This window comes from Bacillus sp. z60-11, from assembly GCF_046464135.1.
In the GTDB taxonomy this organism is placed as follows: Bacteria; Bacillota; Bacilli; order Bacillales; family Bacillaceae; genus Bacillus; species Bacillus sonorensis_A.
This window is the reverse complement of record NZ_JBIYSN010000002.1, coordinates 206,278-226,973: the sequence shown is the minus strand read 5'-3', so window position 1 is coordinate 226,973 and position 20,696 is coordinate 206,278. Positions and strand designations below refer to the sequence as shown.

21 protein-coding genes are annotated in these 20,696 nt (G+C 47.2%); 17 read left to right on the top strand and 4 right to left on the bottom strand.

Annotated elements, in window-relative coordinates:
• Positions 1 to 13 precede the first annotated feature (13 nt).
• Together bfmBAB and ACINLD_RS07880 are read left to right on the top strand one after the other, a co-directional pair.
• Positions 14 to 997: a 3-methyl-2-oxobutanoate dehydrogenase subunit beta gene (gene bfmBAB / locus ACINLD_RS07885; protein WP_026587787.1), complete on the top strand. Its 984-nt coding sequence runs from the start codon at positions 14 to 16 to the stop codon at positions 995 to 997.
• A gap of 21 nt (positions 998 to 1,018) precedes the next feature.
• Entirely contained in the window at positions 1,019 to 2,278 is a 1,260-nt protein-coding gene (locus tag ACINLD_RS07880; RefSeq protein WP_077736530.1) for a dihydrolipoamide acetyltransferase family protein, read from the top strand.
• A 25-nt stretch (positions 2,279 to 2,303) separates the two neighbouring features.
• Here ACINLD_RS07880 and ACINLD_RS07875 read toward each other — a convergent pair whose 3' ends face one another.
• The gene (locus ACINLD_RS07875; protein WP_026587785.1) at positions 2,304 to 3,206 is read right to left on the bottom strand and encodes a YegS/Rv2252/BmrU family lipid kinase; all 903 of its coding nucleotides are present in this window, start codon (positions 3,204 to 3,206) and stop codon (positions 2,304 to 2,306) included.
• Between the two features lie 183 nt (positions 3,207 to 3,389).
• Between ACINLD_RS07875 and ACINLD_RS07870 the strand changes: the two genes are divergently transcribed.
• The 5 genes from ACINLD_RS07870 to ACINLD_RS07850 all read left to right on the top strand — a co-directional run bounded on the left by ACINLD_RS07870 (position 3,390) and on the right by ACINLD_RS07850 (position 7,315).
• A complete protein-coding gene (locus tag ACINLD_RS07870) occupies positions 3,390 to 3,827 on the top strand; it encodes a BrxA/BrxB family bacilliredoxin (RefSeq protein ID WP_026587784.1) in 438 nt (145 codons plus the stop codon).
• Positions 3,828 to 4,050: 223 nt separating this feature from the next.
• Complete coding sequence (locus ACINLD_RS07865; protein WP_026587783.1) at positions 4,051 to 4,815, top strand: transporter substrate-binding domain-containing protein; 765 nt, start codon at positions 4,051 to 4,053, stop codon at positions 4,813 to 4,815.
• Between the two features lie 90 nt (positions 4,816 to 4,905).
• On the top strand, positions 4,906 to 5,568 hold the full coding sequence (locus tag ACINLD_RS07860; RefSeq protein WP_077736531.1) for an amino acid ABC transporter permease: 663 nt from the start codon (positions 4,906 to 4,908) through the stop codon (positions 5,566 to 5,568).
• Positions 5,561 to 6,283 carry an amino acid ABC transporter ATP-binding protein gene (locus tag ACINLD_RS07855; protein WP_026587781.1) on the top strand — a complete coding sequence of 241 codons (723 nt, stop codon included), beginning with the start codon at positions 5,561 to 5,563 and terminating at the stop codon, positions 6,281 to 6,283. The genes ACINLD_RS07860 and ACINLD_RS07855 overlap by 8 nt, the downstream gene beginning before the upstream one ends.
• A gap of 72 nt (positions 6,284 to 6,355) precedes the next feature.
• Positions 6,356 to 7,315: an aromatic acid exporter family protein gene (locus ACINLD_RS07850; protein ID WP_026587780.1), complete on the top strand. Its 960-nt coding sequence runs from the start codon at positions 6,356 to 6,358 to the stop codon at positions 7,313 to 7,315.
• A 108-nt stretch (positions 7,316 to 7,423) separates the two neighbouring features.
• Here the strand turns inward: ACINLD_RS07850 and prli42 are convergent, their stop codons facing one another.
• On the bottom strand, positions 7,424 to 7,525 hold the full coding sequence (gene prli42, locus ACINLD_RS07845) for a stressosome-associated protein Prli42 (protein ID WP_372709190.1): 102 nt from the start codon (positions 7,523 to 7,525) through the stop codon (positions 7,424 to 7,426).
• 97 nt (positions 7,526 to 7,622) lie between these two features.
• On the opposite strand from prli42, the gene ACINLD_RS07840 reads away from it, so the two are divergent.
• Together ACINLD_RS07840 and ACINLD_RS07835 are read left to right on the top strand one after the other, a co-directional pair.
• Positions 7,623 to 9,152, top strand: coding sequence for an acyl-CoA carboxylase subunit beta (locus ACINLD_RS07840; RefSeq protein ID WP_026587779.1), 1,530 nt, complete (start codon positions 7,623 to 7,625; stop codon positions 9,150 to 9,152).
• Positions 9,153 to 9,171: 19 nt separating this feature from the next.
• Positions 9,172 to 10,290 (top strand): tripeptidase T, encoded by a 1,119-nt coding sequence (locus tag ACINLD_RS07835; RefSeq protein ID WP_026587778.1) that lies wholly within the window; start codon positions 9,172 to 9,174, stop codon positions 10,288 to 10,290.
• 109 nt (positions 10,291 to 10,399) lie between these two features.
• Here the strand turns inward: ACINLD_RS07835 and ACINLD_RS07830 are convergent, their stop codons facing one another.
• Both ACINLD_RS07830 and ACINLD_RS07825 read right to left on the bottom strand, forming a co-directional pair.
• Positions 10,400 to 11,227 carry a membrane protein insertase YidC gene (locus ACINLD_RS07830; protein WP_372709193.1) on the bottom strand — a complete coding sequence of 276 codons (828 nt, stop codon included), beginning with the start codon at positions 11,225 to 11,227 and terminating at the stop codon, positions 10,400 to 10,402.
• A 53-nt stretch (positions 11,228 to 11,280) separates the two neighbouring features.
• Positions 11,281 to 11,562 (bottom strand): hypothetical protein, encoded by a 282-nt coding sequence (locus tag ACINLD_RS07825; protein ID WP_026587776.1) that lies wholly within the window; start codon positions 11,560 to 11,562, stop codon positions 11,281 to 11,283.
• Between the two features lie 79 nt (positions 11,563 to 11,641).
• On the opposite strand from ACINLD_RS07825, the gene ACINLD_RS07820 reads away from it, so the two are divergent.
• The 8 genes from ACINLD_RS07820 (at position 11,642) to ACINLD_RS07785 (ending at position 20,677) form a co-directional block, all read left to right on the top strand.
• Positions 11,642 to 12,898, top strand: a complete 1,257-nt coding sequence (locus tag ACINLD_RS07820) for a DNA polymerase IV (protein WP_026587775.1) — start codon at positions 11,642 to 11,644, stop codon at positions 12,896 to 12,898.
• Positions 12,899 to 12,984: 86 nt separating this feature from the next.
• Positions 12,985 to 14,394 carry an NADP-dependent phosphogluconate dehydrogenase gene (gene gndA, locus ACINLD_RS07815; RefSeq protein WP_026587774.1) on the top strand — a complete coding sequence of 470 codons (1,410 nt, stop codon included), beginning with the start codon at positions 12,985 to 12,987 and terminating at the stop codon, positions 14,392 to 14,394.
• 118 nt (positions 14,395 to 14,512) lie between these two features.
• Positions 14,513 to 15,298: an SDR family oxidoreductase gene (locus ACINLD_RS07810; protein ID WP_026587773.1), complete on the top strand. Its 786-nt coding sequence runs from the start codon at positions 14,513 to 14,515 to the stop codon at positions 15,296 to 15,298.
• Between the two features lie 141 nt (positions 15,299 to 15,439).
• Positions 15,440 to 17,098, top strand: a complete 1,659-nt coding sequence (locus ACINLD_RS07805; protein ID WP_026587772.1) for an alkaline phosphatase — start codon at positions 15,440 to 15,442, stop codon at positions 17,096 to 17,098.
• Positions 17,099 to 17,245: 147 nt separating this feature from the next.
• Positions 17,246 to 17,554, top strand: coding sequence for a PTS sugar transporter subunit IIB (locus ACINLD_RS07800; protein ID WP_026587771.1), 309 nt, complete (start codon positions 17,246 to 17,248; stop codon positions 17,552 to 17,554).
• A 5-nt stretch (positions 17,555 to 17,559) separates the two neighbouring features.
• Complete coding sequence (locus ACINLD_RS07795; RefSeq protein WP_026587770.1) at positions 17,560 to 17,892, top strand: PTS lactose/cellobiose transporter subunit IIA; 333 nt, start codon at positions 17,560 to 17,562, stop codon at positions 17,890 to 17,892.
• A 37-nt stretch (positions 17,893 to 17,929) separates the two neighbouring features.
• The gene (celB, locus tag ACINLD_RS07790; protein ID WP_026587769.1) at positions 17,930 to 19,246 is read left to right on the top strand and encodes a PTS cellobiose transporter subunit IIC; all 1,317 of its coding nucleotides are present in this window, start codon (positions 17,930 to 17,932) and stop codon (positions 19,244 to 19,246) included.
• A 15-nt stretch (positions 19,247 to 19,261) separates the two neighbouring features.
• On the top strand, positions 19,262 to 20,677 hold the full coding sequence (locus tag ACINLD_RS07785) for a glycoside hydrolase family 1 protein (protein ID WP_077736533.1): 1,416 nt from the start codon (positions 19,262 to 19,264) through the stop codon (positions 20,675 to 20,677).
• Positions 20,678 to 20,696 lie beyond the last annotated feature (19 nt).

Here is a 20,696-nt window from a genome sequence, read left to right as displayed (position 1 = left end):
GGGGGAATCACAAATGGCTGTTATGTCATATATAGATGCTGTCACTTTAGCTTTGAAAGAAGAAATGGAAAGGGATTCCCGCGTCTTTGTTTTAGGCGAAGATGTCGGGAAAAAAGGCGGCGTGTTTAAGGCGACTGCCGGCCTTTACGACCAGTTTGGAGAAGAGCGGGTCATGGATACGCCATTGGCGGAATCCGCGATCGCCGGCGTCGGAATCGGGGCTGCCATGTACGGGATGAGACCGGTCGCCGAAATGCAGTTTGCTGATTTTATCATGCCCGCTGTCAACCAGATTATTTCCGAAGCGGCAAAAATCCGCTACCGCTCTAACAATGACTGGAACTGTCCGATCGTCATCCGCGCACCTTACGGCGGAGGCGTGCACGGCGCGCTGTACCATTCACAGTCGGTTGAAGCCGTGTTTGCCAACCAGCCGGGGCTGAAAATTGTCATGCCGTCAACGCCTTATGATGTGAAGGGGCTTTTAAAGGCGGCGATTCGCGATGAAGATCCGGTGCTCTTCTTTGAACATAAACGGGCCTACCGCCTGATCAAAGGCGAAGTGCCGGATGACGACTATGTACTGCCGATCGGCAAAGCGGATGTCAAACGGGAAGGCGACGATATCACCGTGATTACGTACGGGCTTTGCGTCCACTTTGCGCTTCAGGCGGCAGAAAGGCTTGAAAAAGACGGAATTTCCGCCCATATCCTTGATTTAAGAACGGTTTATCCGCTTGATAAGGAAGCGATCATTGAAGCGGCATCGAAAACGGGCAAAGTTCTTCTCATCACCGAGGATACGAAAGAAGGCAGCGTCATGAGCGAAGTGGCGGCCATCATTTCAGAGCATTGCTTGTTCGATTTGGACGCGCCGATTAAGCGGTTGGCCGGACCGGATGTCCCGGCTATGCCGTATGCGCCGACAATGGAAAAATATTTTATGGTCAATCCTGATAAAGCAGAAGCGGCAATGAGAGAACTGGCCGAGTTTTAAACACATAAGGAGGACAATCGTATGGCAGTGGAACAGATGACAATGCCCCAGCTCGGAGAAAGCGTCACCGAGGGGACGATCAGCAAATGGCTCGTCAGCGTCGGGGATCATGTCAACAAATACGACCCGATCGCCGAAGTGATGACAGATAAAGTCAATGCTGAAGTGCCTTCCTCTTTTACCGGGACGATTACCGAGCTCGTCGGAAAAGAAGGAGAGACCTTGCAGGTTGGAGACATTATCTGCAAAGTCGAAACAAATGAAACAACAAAAGAGGAGACCCCTTCAGCTTCAGAAGAACCGAAAGAAGCGGCAGGGCGGCAGCAGGCACCCGCGGATACATCGAATAAAAAACGCTTTTCACCTGCCGTTTTACGGCTTGCCGGGGAGCATAACATTGATTTGGAGCAGGTGGAAGGCACCGGCAAAGGCGGGAGGATTACAAGGAAGGATATTCAGCAAATCATCGACTCCGGTGTGACACCTGCAAAAGAGCCGGCAGTTGATCATCAGCCGGCCGAACAGGCGGCGCCGACCCCAGAACCTGCGCGAAAAGAGAGCCCTGCGCCTCAAAGCGCAGCGGGCGATATCGAAATTCCGGTCACAGGCATCCGCAACGCCATTGCTTCCAATATGGTCAAGAGCAAGCATGAAATTCCCCATGCCTGGACGATGATGGAGGTCGATGTCACAAGCCTTGTCAGCTACCGCAACAAAATAAAAGACGAATTTAAAAAGAAAGAAGGCTTCAACCTGACCTTTTTTGCTTTCTTCGTCAAAGCGGTTGCGCAAGCGCTGAAAGAATTCCCGCAGGTCAACAGCATGTGGGCCGGCGATAAAATCATTCAGAAAAAGGACATCAACATCTCCATCGCCGTGGCGACGGAAGATGCCTTGTATGTGCCTGTCATCAAACATGCCGATGAAAAAACAATCAAGGGCATCGCCAGAGAAATCACCGAGCTGGCGAATAAGGTGCGAACCGGTAAGCTGACAAGCGCTGATATGTCAGGCGGGACGTTTACGGTGAACAATACCGGTTCGTTCGGCTCCGTCCAGTCCATGGGGATCATCAACCATCCGCAGGCGGCCATCCTCCAGGTTGAATCGATTGTGAAGCGTCCGGTCGTTATGGACCACGGCATGATCGCTGTCAGAGATATGGTCAATCTCTGTCTGTCACTCGATCACAGGGTGCTCGACGGTCTGATCTGCGGTCGATTCCTGGCCCGAGTAAAAGAGATCCTTGAACATATCGATGAGAATACATCTGTTTATTAAAGAAAAGGCTGATCCCTTTAACGGATCAGCTTTTTTCTCTATTTGCCGGTGCAAGCATCCGCAGATGCCCCTTAAGCACATCAATCGAAGCCGGCGCTTTTGTGCAGATTTCCCCATCCGTATCAGCGTCCATTTCCGCTGCCGTTTCTACTTTGATGGACTTGCCTTGATAGTATGAAAGCTCTCCTTTAAATGGTTCCAGCTCTGGTTCTTCCATGGAGAAGAGCTCTTTTAATGCAGCCAGATTCGTATTTCTGCATACAAGGATTTCGGCTTTGCCGTCACAAATGCTTGCCCCCTGAAGCGGAATGCGGCTCGTGCCGATAAAATGGCCATTCAGCACCATAATCATTACCGCTTCATCTGTCAGATTTTCTCCGTCAATGGACATCTTAAAGGGGAATGGCTTAAGGCCGGAGATTGTCCGCAATGCACTTGTGAAATAGCTAAGCCTCCCCAACAGCGCTTTTTCCGTTTGATTGATCCGGCTTGAGGCTTCCGTAATCAAGCCGATGCCCCAAAAGTTTAAACAGTAATGGCTTTCCGTCTTGAGCACATCGACGGCAACGGTGTGACCATTGACAAGTGTTTCCGCCGCTTGCCCGATATTTTGCGGAATCTGGAGCGCCCGTGAAAAATCGTTGCAGGTCCCGCCGGGAAGAATGCCGATCTCAGGCTTCACCGCAAGCGGACTGAGACCGTTGATGCATTCATGGACCGTCCCGTCTCCGCCTAAAATATAAATCTGCTCGATATCTTCGCTGATGTGCCGGCAAAAACGGAATGCATCATGCTTTTGTCTTGTCTGCTTTACAATCAGCTCATCTATGGCTTGGGAAAGAATCGGCACCGCTGTACCGAGCGTTTTTTCAACGTTTTTTTGTCCGGCATTGCCGTTATAAATCAATAAGGCTTTCCGTCGATCCATTTTGCTCTCCTTTGTCTGTAAGTCGTCTGTTTGTTTATTTTTCCCCGATTGCTTAAACCGATAAACCCTTGAAGGGGAAATGAAACACCTGATTTGCGGTATGAACGGTTTCCAAGTATCATTAGAAAAGATGGATCATACAGCTGCTTGGTTCTAAAGCGGCTAAAAAGGAGAGATCTTAAGGTGAACATGGATTTTAATTTATTTATGAATGATGTCGTCCGCCAAGCTAGACAGGAAATAACGGCAGCCGGCTACCAGGAGCTTAAAAGTGCAGAAGAAGTGGACGAGGCGCTGACGAAAAAAGGCACTACACTTGTCATGGTCAACTCAGTCTGCGGCTGCGCCGGGGGAATCGCACGCCCTGCCGCATATCACGCAGTTCATTATGACAAGCGGCCCGACCAGCTTGTCACCGTATTTGCGGGGCAGGATAAAGAAGCCACCGCAAGAGCAAGAGAATATTTTGAAGGGTATCCGCCTTCCTCCCCGTCATTTGCTTTATTAAAGGACGGCAAAATTGTAAAAATGGTGGAACGCCATGAAATAGAAGGCTATGAGCCGATGGCTGTCATCACGAAGCTTCAAGGATTGTTTGAAGAATATTGCGAAGAAGTATAAGAAAACACGCCTGCCGATCATTTGCGGCAGGCTTTTTTTATGTATAAAAATTCTATTTATATGCAATATGACATGCGGGTAAGGTTCTGTTTCGGTTGTTTCAACAAGGCATATAAAAGGGTTTTTAAGTAATTTTTCAAAAAGTATTGCAATAGGCTCGAAAAATGTTTAAAATACATAACAACGAATAAATATTCAAAAGAATTGCAGGGGGATATACAACATGAAAAAATGGATGTTGCTGTTGGTAACAGCTTGTATCACATTGGCTTTAGCAGCTTGCGGGACAAGCAGCTCTGAAGATAAAAAAACGCTGGTCATGGGAACTTCTGCCGATTATCCGCCGTTTGAATCGAAGGACGGAGACAAGATCGTCGGTTTTGACGTCGATTTGGCCAAAGCGCTTGCCAAAAAAACCGGTCATGAAATCGAAGTCAAGGACATGGACTTCAACGGTTTGGTGACAGCGCTGAAAACAAATAAGGTAGACATTGTGCTGTCAGGCATGACACCGACTCCAAAACGGAAAAAGCAAGTTGATTTCTCAAAGGTTTACTATACGGCCCACAACATGATCGTCACAAAAAAATCGAGCGGCATCAAATCGCTTGATGACCTGAAAGGTAAGACGGTCGGCGTGCAGCTTGGCTCCATCCAGGAAGAAAAAGCGAAGGAACTGACTTCTGACTACAACTTAAAAGTGGAAAACCGCAACCGCATCTCGGATTTAACGGAAGAAATCAAAGCGGGCCGCTTTGACGCAGCAATCATTGAAGATATCGTTGCCGAAAAATATATTGATAAAAATGAAGAACTGGTTGGCTACAATCTGCCGAAAGAACCGGATGAAAAAGCCGGCTCTGCGATCGCCTTCAAAAAGGGAAGCGATTTGACCGAGAAGTTCAACAAAGCGCTTGAAGAAATGGAGAAAAGCGGAGAACTTGATAAGCTGAAAGAAAAATGGTTCGGCGGAGAAACAAAAAAGTAAGCATGAAAAGTTCAACTTTTTGTTGAACTTTTTTTTCTAAAGTGATTGTACGCCTCTTTTACCTGAGGCGGGAGAGGGAGAGTCATCATCATGAATTTTCTTGATTTTTCTAGTACAATACCTGAGATGCCTTTCATCCTGGAAGGCTTGGGTGTTACCTTAAAAGTTGTCGCTGCTGCGGCGGTGTTTGGATTTTTGCTAGGGGTTTTGATCACGCTTCTGAAAATCAGCTCGATAAAACCGCTCGCTTGGATAGCGGATTTTTACACGTCAATATTCAGGGGGACACCGCTTGTTCTCCAGCTGATGATCGTTTATTACGGTCTGCCGCAATTACTGGGCTTTGATATTGACGCCTATTGGGCGGCCGTGACAGCATTTGGCTTAAATTCCGCTGCTTATGTATCAGAAATCATCAGAGCCGGAATCAATGCGATCGACAAAGGGCAAAAAGAGGCGGCGATGGCTCTTGGTGTGCCGTATGCAAAAATGATGAAGGATCTGCTGCTTCCGCAGGCATTTAAAAATATTATGCCGGCTTTGATCAACGAGTCCATTACACTGACAAAGGAATCAGCCGTTGTGACAGTCATCGGACTCGGCGATATTATGAGACGGAGCTATCAGGCGGGGGCTGCCATCTACAGTCCGCTGGAACCGATGCTTTTCGCCGGCCTTATTTATTATGTGCTCGTCCTGATTTTGACGTTTATCGGTAAAGCGATTGAAAGGAAGCTGAATGTCAATGATTAAAGTTAGCCAACTCTCGAAATCCTTCGGAAAGAATGAGGTGCTCAAAAATATTTCCGTTTCCTTTGAAAAAGGCGAAGTAGCCGCAGTTATCGGCCCTTCAGGCTCAGGCAAGTCGACATTTCTAAGATGCTTGAACCTGCTTGAGAAACCGACTGAAGGAAGCATTTTCATCCAAGGCGAAGAAATCACAAATCCAAAAGCAAAGGTGCTCAAAGTCAGAGAAAATATCGGAATGGTCTTTCAGCATTTTCACTTATTTCCGCATAAAACGGTTCTTGAAAACATTACCTATGCGCCTGTTAATGTAAAAAAAGAAAGCAGACAGGCTGCAGTCAAAAAAGCGGAAGAACTGCTTGAGAAAGTCGGCCTTCTCGATAAAAAAGATGATTATCCAAACCGTTTATCAGGCGGACAAAAGCAGCGCGTCGCGATCGCCAGGGCGCTGGCGATGAATCCGGATATCATGCTGTTTGACGAACCGACATCAGCCCTTGATCCGGAGATGGTCAAAGAAGTGCTTCAAGTGATGCAGGATCTGGCGAAAACCGGAATGACGATGGTGATTGTCACACATGAAATGGGATTTGCCAAAGAAGTCGCCGACAGAGTGCTTTTCATGGATGGAGGAACCATTGTCGAAGACGATGATCCGAAAGCGTTTTTTTCTTCTCCAAAATCGAAAAGAGCTCAAGACTTTTTAGAGAAAATACTATAAAATAAGCTGAAGAAGATGCTGATCTTCTTCTTTTTTATTCACTAAGACTAGCAGAAAAGATTGGGGTTAACGATGTTTAAAATAGGTTATCGCACATTAAAAACAGCGCTTGGAACAGCATTGGCCATCTATATCGCACAGCTCATCGGCCTCCACAATTTTGTTTCAACAGGCATTATTACAATCCTTTGTATTCAAGTGACGAAAAAACGGTCTCTTCAAGCTTCATGGGCCCGTTTTGCGGCATGTTGCCTGGCGATTGTTTTTTCCTACTGCTTTTTTGAACTGATCGGCTATCATCCGATTGTCATCGGGATCATGCTGCTGTTCTTTATTCCGACAACCGTTTTTTTGAAAATAAAAGAAGGCATTGTGACGAGCTCGGTCATCGTCCTTCATCTTTATATGTCAGAGGGAATCACCCTTCCGTTGATCTGGAATGAATTTTTAATCATCGTCACCGGGATCGGGGTCGCTCTTCTCATGAACTTGTATATGCCGAGCATGGACAAACAGCTTAAGGGGTATCAGCAGAAAATCGAAGATAACTTTGCCAAAATCTTCGAAGAGATCGAGCGCTATTTGCTGACAGGAGAGCAGGATTGGACGGGAAAGGAAATCCCTGAAACGCATCGTTTGATCGACGAGGCGAAAACATTGGCATACCGCGATGTCGAAAATCATGTCCTGCGCCATGAAAATATTTATTATCACTACTTTAAAATGCGGGAAAAACAATTCGAAATTATCGAAAGGGTGCTGCCGAAGATTACATCGATCTCGATGACGGTGGAACAGGGCCATATCATCGCAGCGTTTATTCATGATTTGAGGGGAGCCATCCATCCGGGAAATACGGCTCACAAATTTTTAAAGCGTCTCGTTGAGATGAGAGAGGCATTCGAAGAGATGGAGCTGCCGACGACGCGCGAGGAATTTGAAGCGCGCGCAGCCCTTTTTAACTTTCTCGGTGAAATGGAAAGGTATTTGGTGATCAAAAGTTATTTTAAAGGGATTAAATCTCCTGCATGATCGCATGAGTTTCTCCTTCATTGGCCAATCTAATGAAGGAGAAATCGATGCGGTCTTTTTTTGTCTGGCGGATCAGTGATCCATACGATCTTTTAAAACATGTATCGTTTAAAATATCATGCTGATTCCTGTAAGCACGCTCGTCAGTACCATAATACTGATCATGACAATCACCATGATTTTGATAAATTTTTGGGACAAGCTGTTCACCTCTGTTTTCTATTCTTCCACTATTTTATCCTGCTTTTCTTCATCGGACAAGCGAAGGCCACGAGAACACAATCTTTTTAGAGAAGGAGCAGAAATAATGGACATGTTTGAAAGAGTCGATGATTTAGCTCAAACCCGCCGCATTGCCTCTCTCGGCGGAGGGAAGGAAAGGATCGACAGGCAGAAGCAAAAAGGGAAGCTGACGGCCAGGGAGCGAATCGAGCTCTTGCTTGATGAAGGCAGCTTCACTGAACTGAACGCCTTTGTCAGAAGCAGGCAGTCCGGCGGGCCTCTAGGAGATGGGGTTGTGACTGGATTCGGAAAAATCGACGGCCGGCCGGTGTATTTATTTTCACAGGATTTTACCGTCACCGGAGGGGCGCTTGGAGAGATGCATGCGAAAAAAATTGCCGCCGTCATGGATCTGGCTCTTCAAAATAAAACCCCTTTCATCGGTCTGAACGACTCAGGTGGTGCGAGAATTCAAGAGGGTGTGCTATCATTAGATGGATACGGTCATATTTTTTATCGAAATGTCCTTTGCTCTGGCATCATTCCGCAAATCTCTGTCATTCTCGGACCTTGTGCCGGAGGCGCCGTTTATTCACCGGCGCTGACCGATTTCGTTCTGATGAGCGAAAAAACCGGACAGATGTTTATTACCGGGCCGAAAGTGATCAAAAAAGCAACGGGAGAAAATGTCACAGCCGGTGAATTAGGAGGTTCGTCCATACATAATTCAATCAGCGGAAACGCGCACTTTTCCGGGGATTCCGATGAGGCCGTCCTCAAGGATGTGCGCAAGCTTTTATCCTACATCCCGCAGAATCACGAAGAAAAACCTCCTGTTCAAATGAAGCCGGCAAAAGACGACGATATGAGGCCCACTCTTTTGACGATACTGCCCAGCGATGGCCAGCGGCCGTACGATATGAAAAACATCATCCATGAAATCGCAGACTGCGGGACATTCTTTGAAGTACAGCAGCATTTTGCCAAAAACGCCGTGATCGGCTTTATACGGATCGCCGGTGAAGTGACGGCCGTTGTCGCCAATCAGCCGAGACATCTGGCAGGCAGTCTGAACATGGATGCGGCTGATAAAATTGCTCGATTCATCCGTTTTTGCGATTCGTTTCAGATCCCCATTCTGACGCTGGTCGACGTACCAGGGTTTCTTCCGGGAATCCGCGAGGAGCACGGAGGGATGATCAGACATGGAGCAAAAATCCTTTATGCCTATGCAGAAGCCACCACACCCAAAGTGACGGTTATTATTCGAAAAGCGTACGGAGGAGCTTATGTGGCTTTAAACAGCAAGGCCCTTGGGGCGGATGCCGTATTTGCCTGGCCGAATGCCGAGATCGCGGTGATGGGAGCCGAAGAAGCCGCTGACCTGCTGTTTGCCGAAGAAATTGAAAGCTCGGCACATCCGGAGGCGGAAAGGGCTCGCAAGGTCCGGCGGTGCAAGCAGGCTTCAAGTCCGTTTATCGCCGCCCGTCACGGGATGGTCGATGATATCATTGATCCGAAAGAGACGCGGAAAAGACTGATTCAGACGTTTGACATGCTGAAGAGCAAGCAGGAGATTCGGCCGATAAAAAAGCATGGAAATATACCGCTTTAAAAATGGAGGGGGAACAAGCATGAACGAAAAACGACTGTTGGAAGAGTTTTTAGAGCTTGTGCAAATCGACTCGGAGACAAAGCACGAAGCAGACATCTGCAAAGTGCTGAAAGAAAAATTTACGGCTCTGGGAATGGAGGTCGTTGAAGATGACAGTGCGTCATCAACCGGACATGGAGCCGGCAATTTGGTATGTACACTTCCCGGAACAAAAGAGGCGGACACGATTTACTTTACATCGCATATGGACACGGTTGTCCCCGGCAAAGGGGTAAAACCTGTCATTGAAGACGGCTATGTCAAAACCGACGGTACGACGATCCTGGGAGCCGACGATAAAACAGGGCTTGCGGCCATGCTTGAAGCCGTGAGAGTCTTGAAGGAAAGGAACATTCCGCACGGTACGATCCAATTGATCATCACGGCCGGAGAAGAATCGGGGCTTGTCGGAGCGAAAGCTTTGGACCGGTCGCTCATTAAAGCGGAGTATGGCTATGCCCTTGATTCAGACGGCAAGGTCGGCAATATTATCGTGGCTGCGCCGACACAGGCGAAAATCAGGGCATCTGTCTACGGAAAAACGGCTCATGCAGGAGTTGAACCGGAAAAAGGCGTTTCCGCTATTACGATCGCTTCAAAAGCGATAGCTAAAATGCCGCTTGGCCGCATCGACGAGGAAACGACGGCCAACATCGGCCGCTTTGAAGGCGGAACACAAACCAATATCGTGTGCGACCAGGTCGAAATCCTGGCGGAAGCTCGGTCACTCGTACCTGAAAAAATGGAGAAGCAAGCGGAAAAAATGAAGCAGGCTTTTGAAACGGCTGCCGCCGAAATGGGCGGAAGAGCCGAGGTGGAGATCGAAGTCATGTATCCCGGATTCAAGTATCAAGACGGGGATCCCGTTGTGGAGATTGCCAAAAAAGCTGCCGAAAAAATCGGCCGTCCATATGAGCTGTTGACTAGCGGCGGGGGAAGCGACGCCAATGTCATCGCCGGTCACGGCATTCCAACCGTCAATCTTGCGGTAGGATATGAAGAAATTCACACAAAAAATGAAAAAATGCCGATTGAAGAACTTGTCAAAACAGCAGAAATGGTGCTTGCGATTATTGAGGAAGTGGCCAATCCGTCATAAAGCGGCGGTTGACATGGAAATCAACATGCCAACCTTTCTGCCAGTAAAACTCTTCCGAAACATCGAAGGAATGTAAAAAAAGGTTGCGCCTTTTAAAGGCGCAACCTTTTTATTTTGATGTTTGTTCAGCCGGCTGAACCGCGTGCTTGTTTTTTCGGTAAAGGTGATGAAGAACGACGGACTGAATCGTCAAAAACAGCCCGCTTGTCATCCAGTAAAGCGGCAGTGCTGCCGGGACGTTGAGAGAAAAGATCGTCATCATCACCGGGAAAAACAATCCCATGATCTTGGCGGACTGTTGAGCCGCCGGGTTAGACTGAGCAGAAGTCTGCGCGTTCATCTTTTGCGTCACATAAAACTGGATGAAATACATCAAGCCTGCACATAAAGACATGAACACATCAGCATGCCCAAGGTTAAACCAAAGGAATGAATGGGATGCAATTTCAGGTGTCGACCGGATGGCATAATATAAACCGACCAAAATCGGAAATTGAATCAGCATCGGCAGGCATCCGATCGCCAGCGGATTAATGTTGTGCTTTTGATAAAGCTTCATCATTTCCTGCTGAAGCTCCTTTTGCTTGGCAGGGTCTTTCGTTTTTTTCAATTTGCTTTGAATCGCATCCATTTCAGGTTTGACCAGCGCCATTTTTTCCTGCATGACCCGCTGCTTTTTAAACTGGTTGGCAAACAGAGGCAAGACGAGAAAACGGACGATGATCGTCACCAGAATAATCGAAAGCCCGTAGCTTCCGTGAAACAAACCGGCGATTCCTTTGATCAGATCTGAAAACGGAACCACGATATAATGTTGGAAGAAGTTGCCGTCTCCCGCCGGGGAGCTGCCTGTGGCAGCCGAGGCATGCCCTCCGATCAATAGCGTTGAAAGCAGCAGCAAGGCTGCTGTAAAGAATTTTTTTAATGTCGTGTTCAACACGTTCTCCTCCTTCTTTTGGGCTCTTTTTAAGCCCCTTGTCCAATTGAAAATCAAAGAAGAAGGAGACGATGGTCTTCATCATCATTCGATGAAGTCTTCATGCGTATGACTTTACTTATCCATACCGTAATGCGATGATATAGGATAACGAGAAAATCGATTTTGTAAATAAAATGAATCGCTTTATATTCTTCAATCCGTTTGTTTTTCCAATCGTTATCCGTACAGCAATCCTTTAAAATCAGGGCGATTCCAATGGCGGTCAATGCGGGAAGAATGATTGTGAAAAACTCAAACAGAAAAAAAGCATCGTTAAAAGTTTCAAGAATCAACATGATCACTTCCGTTTCAATAACCATCTTACTATATGAACGTTTCGATGTCTAATGGGACAATCAGGAGGGGGACGCTTTGACTGCAGGAAAACCAAAAGGAAGAGTCATCTTTCATATCGATATGAACAGTTTTTACGCTTCGGTTGAAATGGCGTATGATCCTTCCTTGAGCGGCAGGCCGCTCGCCATTGCGGGAAATGCGAAAGAGCGCAAGGGGATCGTTGTGACATGCAGCTATGAAGCAAGAGCCCGCGGAGTAAAGCCCCCGATGCCGCTTTGGGAAGCGAAGCGCATCTGCCCTGAACTGATCGTGAAACCGCCGAATTTTGACCGTTATCGCAGCTCTTCAAAAGAAATGTTTCAAGTGTTGAGGGAGTACACCGATCTGGTCGAACCCGTTTCCATTGATGAAGGCTATATGGATTTGACCGAGACACCTTACCGCAATCAAGCATATGAAACCGCACTGGAAATCCAAAAGCGCCTCCAAAAAGAACTGCTTCTCCCGTCAAGCATTGGGATTGCGCCTAATAAATTTTTGGCGAAAATGGCTTCAGACATGAAAAAACCGCTCGGAATTACGATTTTAAGAAAACGGGAAGTGCCGCAATTGCTCTGGCCCCTTGATATCAGCGAAATGTATGGAGTTGGGCAAAAAACGGCCGAAAAGCTCAGAGGGCTGGAAATTGAGAAGATCGGGGATCTGGCCGCGGCAGATGAGCACGCTTTAAAACAGCTGCTCGGCATCAACGGTCCAAGGCTGAAAAGACGGGCCAATGGAATCGACACAGGCGAGGTGAACCCGGAGAGAATTTATGAATTTAAAAGCGTCGGCAATTCCTCGACGCTTCCGCATGACTCTACAGATGAAAGAGAGCTCGCCGGCCTCATCGACAAGCTGTCCGTTTCGGTCAGCAACAGGCTGAGACGAAAAGAAGTCATGGCTTCGAAACTGTTTATCATGATCCGTTATGCTGACTGGACGAATATCACAAGAAGCAAGACCCTTCTCAATCCGACCGATGTCGCAGACGCGATTGCCGAAGAGGCGAAAGCGCTGTTTAAACAGCATTGGCAAGGAAGCGCCGTCAGGCTTTTAGGTGTGACGGGGACAGATCTTGTCAAACGGAAAGAAGCGGTCAAACAGCTTGATTTGTTTTCTTTTCAGCAGGATGCCAAAGATGAGCCGATCCAAAAGGTGATCGAGGAGCTGAACGGGAAATATGGCACGGATCTTATCCAAAAAGGAATCAAAATCGCAGGGAAAGAGAGCCGTACAAGCGGAACAAGTTTCAACAAAGATTTTTTCCAAGACGGGAGAAAAGATCAATAGCTTGAAAAGATGGGTCAAAGTGTGGTAATTTCAATTTAAATAAAAATTAAACTATAATGCTAAACGCTTTAGAAGGGACGTTAGACATGGCAAAACAACAAATTGGTGTAGTTGGTTTAGCAGTAATGGGAAAAAACCTCGCTTTAAATATTGAGAGCCGCGGGTTTTCGGTTTCTGTATACAACAGATCAAGCGAGAAAACCGACGAATTTCTCAAAGAAGCAGAGGGAAAACAGGTTGTCGGCACATACAGCATAGAAGAATTCGTTGAATCTCTAGAAAAGCCGCGTAAAATCCTCCTAATGGTCAAAGCCGGAACACCGACTGATGCTACCATTCAATCACTTCTGCCTCACCTTGAGAAAGGCGATATTTTGATTGACGGCGGAAATACATATTATAAAGACACGCAAAGAAGAAACAAAGAGCTTGCCGAAAGCGGTATTCATTTCATCGGAACCGGCGTATCCGGCGGTGAAGAAGGCGCCTTGAAAGGCCCGTCCATCATGCCGGGCGGACAGAAGGAAGCCCATGAGCTTGTCAAGCCGATACTTGAAGCGATTTCTGCAAAAGTCGACGGAGAACCATGTACGACTTATATCGGTCCGGACGGAGCCGGCCATTATGTGAAAATGGTTCATAACGGCATCGAATACGGAGACATGCAGCTGATTTCTGAATCCTACTTTATTCTTAAACACCTTGTCGGCTTGTCATCTGATGAGCTTCACGAGGTATTTTCCGAGTGGAACAAGGGAGAGCTTGACAGCTACCTGATCGAAATCACGGCTGACATCTTTACGAAAAAAGATGATGAAACCGGCAAGCCGCTTGTTGATGTGATTTTGGACAAAGCCGGCCAAAAAGGTACAGGAAAATGGACGAGCCAAAGCGCCCTTGATCTTGGCGTTCCGCTTCCGATCATTACCGAGTCCGTTTTTGCCCGCTTTATTTCCGCGATGAAAGACGAGCGCGTCAAGGCAAGCAAGCTTCTTGCAGGCCCTGAGGCGAAAACAGTTGCGGAGAACAAAGAAGAATTGATTGAAGCCGTCAGAAAAGCTCTCTTCATGAGCAAAATCTGTTCTTACGCGCAAGGCTTTGCCCAAATGAAAGCCGCTTCAGAAGAATACGGATGGGATTTGAAATACGGTGACATCGCGATGATCTTCCGCGGAGGATGCATCATCCGTGCGGCCTTCCTGCAAAAAATCAAGGAAGCGTACGACCGTGATCCTGAGCTTGATAACCTGTTGCTTGATCCTTATTTCAAAGACATTGTTGAAAGCTATCAGGGGGCTCTCCGCAAAACGATTGCCCTTGCTGTTGAACAGGGAATCCCTGTACCTTGCTTCTCAAGCGCTCTCGCTTATTTTGACAGCTACCGCACTGCGACACTGCCGGCCAACTTAATCCAGGCGCAGCGCGATTATTTTGGAGCACATACTTATGAGCGCACAGACAAAGAAGGCATTTTCCACACCGAGTGGATGAAATAAACAAGCAAAAACCGCAGCCGAGAGGCTGCGGTTTTTTTGATGACTCCGGAAATGCATGCTTTCAGCGGTTATGTGGAAACATATGAAACATCAGCATTCATAAGGAGGAATCAATACGATGTATCCAAGTTTAGAGGGAAAAACGGTTGTCATCACCGGAGCCGGGACAGGCCTTGGAAAAGCGATGGCGCTGCGTTTTGGAGCGGAAAAGGCCAATGTTGTCATCAATTACTTTAAAGAAGAAGAAAATCCGGGGGAAACGGTGAAAGAAATAGAAGATGGCGGCTCCCGTGCGGTTGCGATTCAAGGAGATGTCTCAAAAGAAGGAGATGTGAAAACGCTCATCAAAAAAGCGGTTGATACATTCGGTTCAGTCGATGTGATGATCAATAATGCGGGAGTGGAAAACGAAGTCCCTTCTGAAGACTTATCTCTTGAAGATTGGAACCGCGTCATTTCGACGAATTTGACCGGTATGTTTTTGGGCTGCCGGGAAGCGATTGATTATATGCTTGCGCATGACATCAAAGGGTCTGTGATCAACATGTCATCCGTCCATCAGCAAATCCCGTGGCCTCATTTTGTCCATTATGCAGCGAGCAAAGGAGGCGCCAAATTATTGACGGAAACACTCGCCCTTGAATACGCTCCGAAAGGCATTCGGGTCAATGCGATCGGACCGGGCGCAATCGATACGCCGATCAACGCCGAGAAGTTTGCCGATCCTGAATTAAAACAAGGGGTGATTGAACTGATTCCAATCGGCTATATCGGAAAACCGGAGGAAGTCGCCGCATGTGCGGCCTGGCTGGCGTCAGATGAAGCGAGCTATGTGACGGGGCTGACCTTGTATGTGGACGGCGGAATGACAAAATACCCGGGCTTTCAAGCCGGAAAAGGGTAATGAAAAAGAAGGCGAAAGGCCTTCTTTTCATCATAAGACAACAATCATTACATAAGATTAATAGACAGAAAAAACCCTGTTAACATTGCGGTGATAAAGTAAGGGGTGTCAACAAATCAACAGCTTTGGAGGGGGTACATAATGGGTTTTTTGCGCAACAGAATCATCGGCTTTACATTGGCGGGCGCTGTCGCATTAGGTTCAGCTGGAACGGGCAGCGCGGCAATGGAGACAGCGAAAAAAAAGGAACCGAAAGCAAAAAACGTCATCATGATGGTCATGGACGGAACAAGCTCAACGGCGACGACTTTGGCGCGCTGGTATAAAGGCGAGCCTTTAGCGCTGGATCAAATCGTCACCGGCGGTGTCAGAACGTTTTCCGCTGAATCGGCGATCACAGATTCAGCACCGGCTGGAACGGCGATGGCAACCGGGAGGAAATCAAATTCTTCCTATGTCGGTGTACTGCCTTCAGTCGTCAATTCGCCTGGTGCAGAGCCCGTCAGTGAGAAAGACCATTACCGCCCTGTGGCAAATGTCCTCGAGGGAGCGAAACAGACAGGCAGAGCAACCGGAATTGTCGCGACATCAGAAATTCAGCATGCGACACCTGCCTCTTATTCCGCGCACCATTTGAACCGAAACAATTTTGAAGTGCTGGGCGAACAGCAGGTTTATCAAAACATCGATGTCGTTCTCGGCGGCGGAAAAGAATCGCTAAAGCCGGGTAATCGTGAAAAGAGCCGCAAGGACAATGAAGATCTTGTCAGCGTGATTCATGACAAAAAATATGACTTTGTGGAAACAAAACAAGATCTGGTCAAGTCAAAATCGAAAAAAATCTGGGGAGCTTTTGCCGAGCGCGATCTGGCATATGATATGGATCGCAGCATCACAAATCCCGATCAGCCGACACTGGCCGAGATGACGAAAAAATCGATTCAGACGCTGTCCAAGGATAAAGACGGTTTCTTCTTATTCGTTGAAGGCAGCAAGCCGGACTGGGCGGCGCATCAAAATGATCCGATCGGCATCATCAGCGATGTCCTGGCATTTGATGACGCGGTCAAAGAAGCCTTGAATTTTGCCAAGAAAGACAAAAACACGATGGTCATCGCCGTCACCGACCATGGCAACAGCGGCATTTCAATCGGGAACAGCAATACGACAAAAGGCTATGACAAAACACCGGTTTCCGCCTATATTGATCCGCTGAAAAAAGCCAAAATGACGCTCGAAGGTGCAACAGGAAAGCTGAAAGATGATTTATCAAATATCGAAGAAGCAGCCGGGCTGTATGGCCTCGACAATTTAACGGCTTCTGAGAAGGAAAAGCTGCAAGGTGTCAAAAACAAGGAAGAAGCAGCCGACGTCTTTAAAAAGATGCTGGCAAACCGGGCGAACATCGGCTTCACAACGGGCGGTCATACCGGGGAAGACGTCTTCCTGTATTCGTACGGTCCGAAAAAGCCTGAAGGGCTCGTTGATAATACCGACATCGCGAAAACGATGGCAAAGGCCATGGGCTTTAACTTAAACAAATTAACGAAAAAATTGTTTATTGAAGCCGAACAGGCGTTTAAGAAAGCGGGAGCCAGCGTGACCATCGACAAAAAAGATCCGGAAAACCCGGTGCTGGTCGCATCCCGCAAAAACACCAAAGCAGAAATGCCGGTCAACAAAAACATCATCAAGATCAAAGGAAAAGAATATGAATTGGACAGCGTCATCGTCGAAAGCAATGGAACATTCTATGTGCCGGAAGAAGCCGTCAAGCTCTTTAAAAAGCATACCCGATAGCCGGAAAAAGCTCCTCTCAGAAAGAGAGGGGCTTTTTGATATGACAAAATAAATACAAACATTTATTTTTAAATGTATAGACATTTAAAAATAAAACGATATAATAATAGTGTGTGAAAGCGCTTTTAATAAAGGAAGGGGATCATCATGAAGAAAATTTTATTGGCATGCAGTTCAGGAATGTCAACAAGCCTCCTTGTCACAAAAATGGAGGAATACGCGAAATCGCTTGGTGATGAAGTGACAATCTGGGCGGTTGGACAAGACCAGGCTAAAAAAGAAATGGCAGAAGCCGACGTTGTATTAATCGGTCCGCAAATGAGCTTTTTGAAAGACGAGTTGCAAAAGGAAGCGGAAAAGTACGGCATCCAAGTCGATGTGGTTGATATGATGGCTTACGGCATGGCTGACGGAAAAAAAGCATATGAGCAGGCTTTAAGCCTGATCGGGGATTGACAGTGATGGAAAAAACAACATTTGCCGAATTAACAGACGAACAAATTTGTTTTCAGCTGATTCTCCACAGCGGAAACGCCCGCAGCAAAGTCATCCAGTCCCTCAGGGAATACAGAGAGGGAAGGGCAGAAAAAGCGATGGCGCTGCTCAAGCAGGCCGAGGATGATCTGCGGCAGTCCCATGATATTCATTTTCAAATGATCCAAAGGGAAGCGGGCGGGGAGAAAAACGAGTTTTCTTTACTTTTGCTGCATGCGGAAGATCATTTCATGTCGACGCTTACGATGAAGGAACTTGTCTCTGAGTTGCTGGAATTGTTCAAAGAGAAAAAACTATAAGCCGCAAAAGGCGAAGGATAAGGGGGAAACTTCGACCATGTTTGAAAAACTAAGCAATCTTCTCGTTCCGATTGCCGGGAAGCTGAATAACAACCGGTATTTAGGCGTGCTTAGGGACGCGTTCATGCTGGCTTTTCCGCTCACGATTTTCGGATCGATTATCGTCGTATTAACGAATTTGCCGTTCCTTAATAAAATGATGAGCAAATCAGCGCTTGAAAATTTTCAGTCCGTTTTAAGCATTGCTCCGAATGCCACGATCAACATCATGTCTGTGTTTGTCGTATTCGGGATCGGATACTATCTATCCAAAAGCTATAAAGTCGAGGCGGTGTTTGGGGGAGTCGTCGCTTTGGCGTCGTTCCTATTGCTTACGCCGTTCTTTTTAAACGGAGAAGGCGGAGAAACGGTCTCCAATGTCATTCCGATTGACAGGCTCGGTGCAAAAGGAATGTTCCTCGGCATGATAACGGCCTTTACATCGGCCGAGATATTCAGGTTTTTTGTCCAGAAAAATTATACGATTAAAATGCCTTCCGGTGTCCCGCCGGCGGTTTCTAAATCATTTGCCGCGCTGATTCCGGCGGTGATGACGCTGTCGGTCTATTTAATCATTAATATCATCATCACCCAGGTGTTCAACACGAATATGCATGATTTGATCTACACTCTCGTTCAGGCGCCGCTTGTCGGACTTGGAAGCGGTATCATTCCGACCCTTGTCGCCATCTTTTTTACGCAGCTGCTGTGGTTCTTCGGGCTGCACGGACAAATCATCATCAATTCGGTGATGGATCCGATCTGGAATACACTATCTATTGAAAATTTAAACAGCTATACGGCAACAGGTGAGGTGCCGCACATCATCAACAAACAGTTTATGGAAGTCTATACCGTCGGAATGGGAGGAACCGGGATGACGCTGGCCGTCATCGTTGCGATTCTATTGTTTATGAGAAGCAAGCAGATGAAGCAGGTGGCAAAGCTTGGTGCGGCTCCGGGCATTTTTAATGTAAACGAACCGATTATTTTCGGCCTGCCGATCGTCATGAATCCGCTGATTTTCATTCCGTGGGTCATCTCGCCGATGATCGTCACGCTGATCACGTATTTTGCCATGGCCTCAGGAATCGTTCCGCCGCCGACGGGTGTCACGATTCCTTGGACAGTGCCGATTTTTATCAGCGGCATGATGGCCACCAATTCGCTCGCCGGCGGCATCCTGCAGATTTTTAATTTAGCCGTTGTCTTTTTAATCTGGTTCCCGTTTTTGAAATTCATCGACCGTATGAATATGAAGAAAGAACAGGAAACCAGCGCTTCAGAACAAAATAAGACGACGATAGGGTTGTAAAAGGAGATTGATGACATGACAAAAGCAGAAATAAAGACAGAGCGACTTCCATATCGTTTTCCAAAAAACTTCTGGTGGGGATCGGCAGCATCAGCCACTCAAACCGAAGGGGCGGCCGATGAAGGAGGCAAAGGGAAAAATATTTGGGACCACTGGTATGAAAAAGAACCCCATCGTTTTTTCGACGGAGTGGGGCCAAAAAAAACGTCGCGTTTTTACGAGACTTATAGAGAAGACATTCAGCTGATGAAGGAGCTTGGCCACAATTCTTTCCGCTTTTCGATTTCATGGTCGCGGCTGTTTCCTGAAGGAAAAGGTCTGTTGAACGAGGAAGGGGCGGCCTTTTACAATCGAGTCATCGACGAGCTGCTTGCGGCAGGCATCGAACCGTTTGTCAACCTTTATCATTTTGATATGCCGCTTGCGCTTCAGGAAATCGGCGGCTGGGAAAACCGGAAAGTTGTCGACGATTTCGTTTCATACGCGGAAACCTGCTTCCGCCTTTACGGGGACCGGGTCAAAAAATGGTTTACCCATAATGAGCCGATTGTTCCGGCGGAAGGCGGCTATTTATACGATTTTCATTATCCGAATGAAGTGGATTTTGCGAAAGCCGTGCAGGTGGCCTACCACGAAATTTTGTCAAACGCCAAGGCGGTCGAAGCCTACCGGAATCTTGGCGGGGACGGAAAAATCGGCATCATTTTAAATTTAACGCCATCCTATCCGCGAAGCCGTCATCCGGCAGATGTTAAAGCATCTGAAATTGCCGACGCATTCTTCAACAGGTCGTTTCTTGATCCGGCCGTAAAAGGCGAGTTTCCGCAAGACTTAACAGATATTTTAAAAGAGGAAGGATACATGCCTGAAACCAAGCCTGGCGATTTGGACGTGATCAAAGAGAATACGGTCGATCTGCTTGGTGTCAACTATTATCAGCCGAGGCGTGTCAAAGCAAAAGAACATCTGCCGCACCCGGATGCGCCATTTATGCCTGAACGCTTTTTTGACAAGTATGAGATGCCGGGCCGCAAAATGAACCGCCACCGCGGCTGGGAGATTTATGAAAAGGGTATTTATGATATTTTAATCAATCTCAAAAACAACTACGGTAATATTGAATGCTTTATTTCCGAGAACGGAATGGGGGTTGAAGGAGAGGAGCGTTTTCTTGGCGAAGACGGCATGATCCATGACGACTACCGGATTGCGTTTATTAGAGAGCATTTAAAATGGGTGCATCAAGCCATTCAGGAAGGCTCGAATGTAAAGGGCTACCACCTGTGGACATTCATGGACAACTGGTCGTGGACGAACGCTTATAAAAACCGCTACGGCTTTGTGTCTGTCAACCTTGACAAAAACGGCGAGAGGACGGTTAAAAAGAGCGGCCACTGGTTTAAGCGGGTCAGCGAAAATAACGGATTTTAAGCGGTTCTGTTAGAAGAGA

Bases quoted from the DNA above. Each gene is read 5' to 3' on its own strand.
- bfmBAB (WP_026587787.1), top strand. From the start codon at position 14: ATGGCTGTTATGTCATATATAGATGCTGTCACTTTAGCTTTGAAAGAA.
- ACINLD_RS07880 (WP_077736530.1), top strand. From the start codon at position 1,019: ATGGCAGTGGAACAGATGACAATGCCCCAGCTCGGAGAAAGCGTCACC.
- ACINLD_RS07875 (WP_026587785.1), bottom strand. From the start codon at position 3,206: ATGGATCGACGGAAAGCCTTATTGATTTATAACGGCAATGCCGGACAA.
- ACINLD_RS07865 (WP_026587783.1), top strand. From the start codon at position 4,051: ATGAAAAAATGGATGTTGCTGTTGGTAACAGCTTGTATCACATTGGCT.
- ACINLD_RS07860 (WP_077736531.1), top strand. From the start codon at position 4,906: ATGAATTTTCTTGATTTTTCTAGTACAATACCTGAGATGCCTTTCATC.
- ACINLD_RS07855 (WP_026587781.1), top strand. From the start codon at position 5,561: ATGATTAAAGTTAGCCAACTCTCGAAATCCTTCGGAAAGAATGAGGTG.
- ACINLD_RS07850 (WP_026587780.1), top strand. From the start codon at position 6,356: ATGTTTAAAATAGGTTATCGCACATTAAAAACAGCGCTTGGAACAGCA.
- ACINLD_RS07840 (WP_026587779.1), top strand. From the start codon at position 7,623: ATGGACATGTTTGAAAGAGTCGATGATTTAGCTCAAACCCGCCGCATT.
- ACINLD_RS07835 (WP_026587778.1), top strand. From the start codon at position 9,172: ATGAACGAAAAACGACTGTTGGAAGAGTTTTTAGAGCTTGTGCAAATC.
- gndA (WP_026587774.1), top strand. From the start codon at position 12,985: ATGGCAAAACAACAAATTGGTGTAGTTGGTTTAGCAGTAATGGGAAAA.
- ACINLD_RS07810 (WP_026587773.1), top strand. From the start codon at position 14,513: ATGTATCCAAGTTTAGAGGGAAAAACGGTTGTCATCACCGGAGCCGGG.
- ACINLD_RS07805 (WP_026587772.1), top strand. From the start codon at position 15,440: ATGGGTTTTTTGCGCAACAGAATCATCGGCTTTACATTGGCGGGCGCT.
- ACINLD_RS07800 (WP_026587771.1), top strand. From the start codon at position 17,246: ATGAAGAAAATTTTATTGGCATGCAGTTCAGGAATGTCAACAAGCCTC.
- ACINLD_RS07795 (WP_026587770.1), top strand. From the start codon at position 17,560: ATGGAAAAAACAACATTTGCCGAATTAACAGACGAACAAATTTGTTTT.
- celB (WP_026587769.1), top strand. From the start codon at position 17,930: ATGTTTGAAAAACTAAGCAATCTTCTCGTTCCGATTGCCGGGAAGCTG.
- ACINLD_RS07785 (WP_077736533.1), top strand. From the start codon at position 19,262: ATGACAAAAGCAGAAATAAAGACAGAGCGACTTCCATATCGTTTTCCA.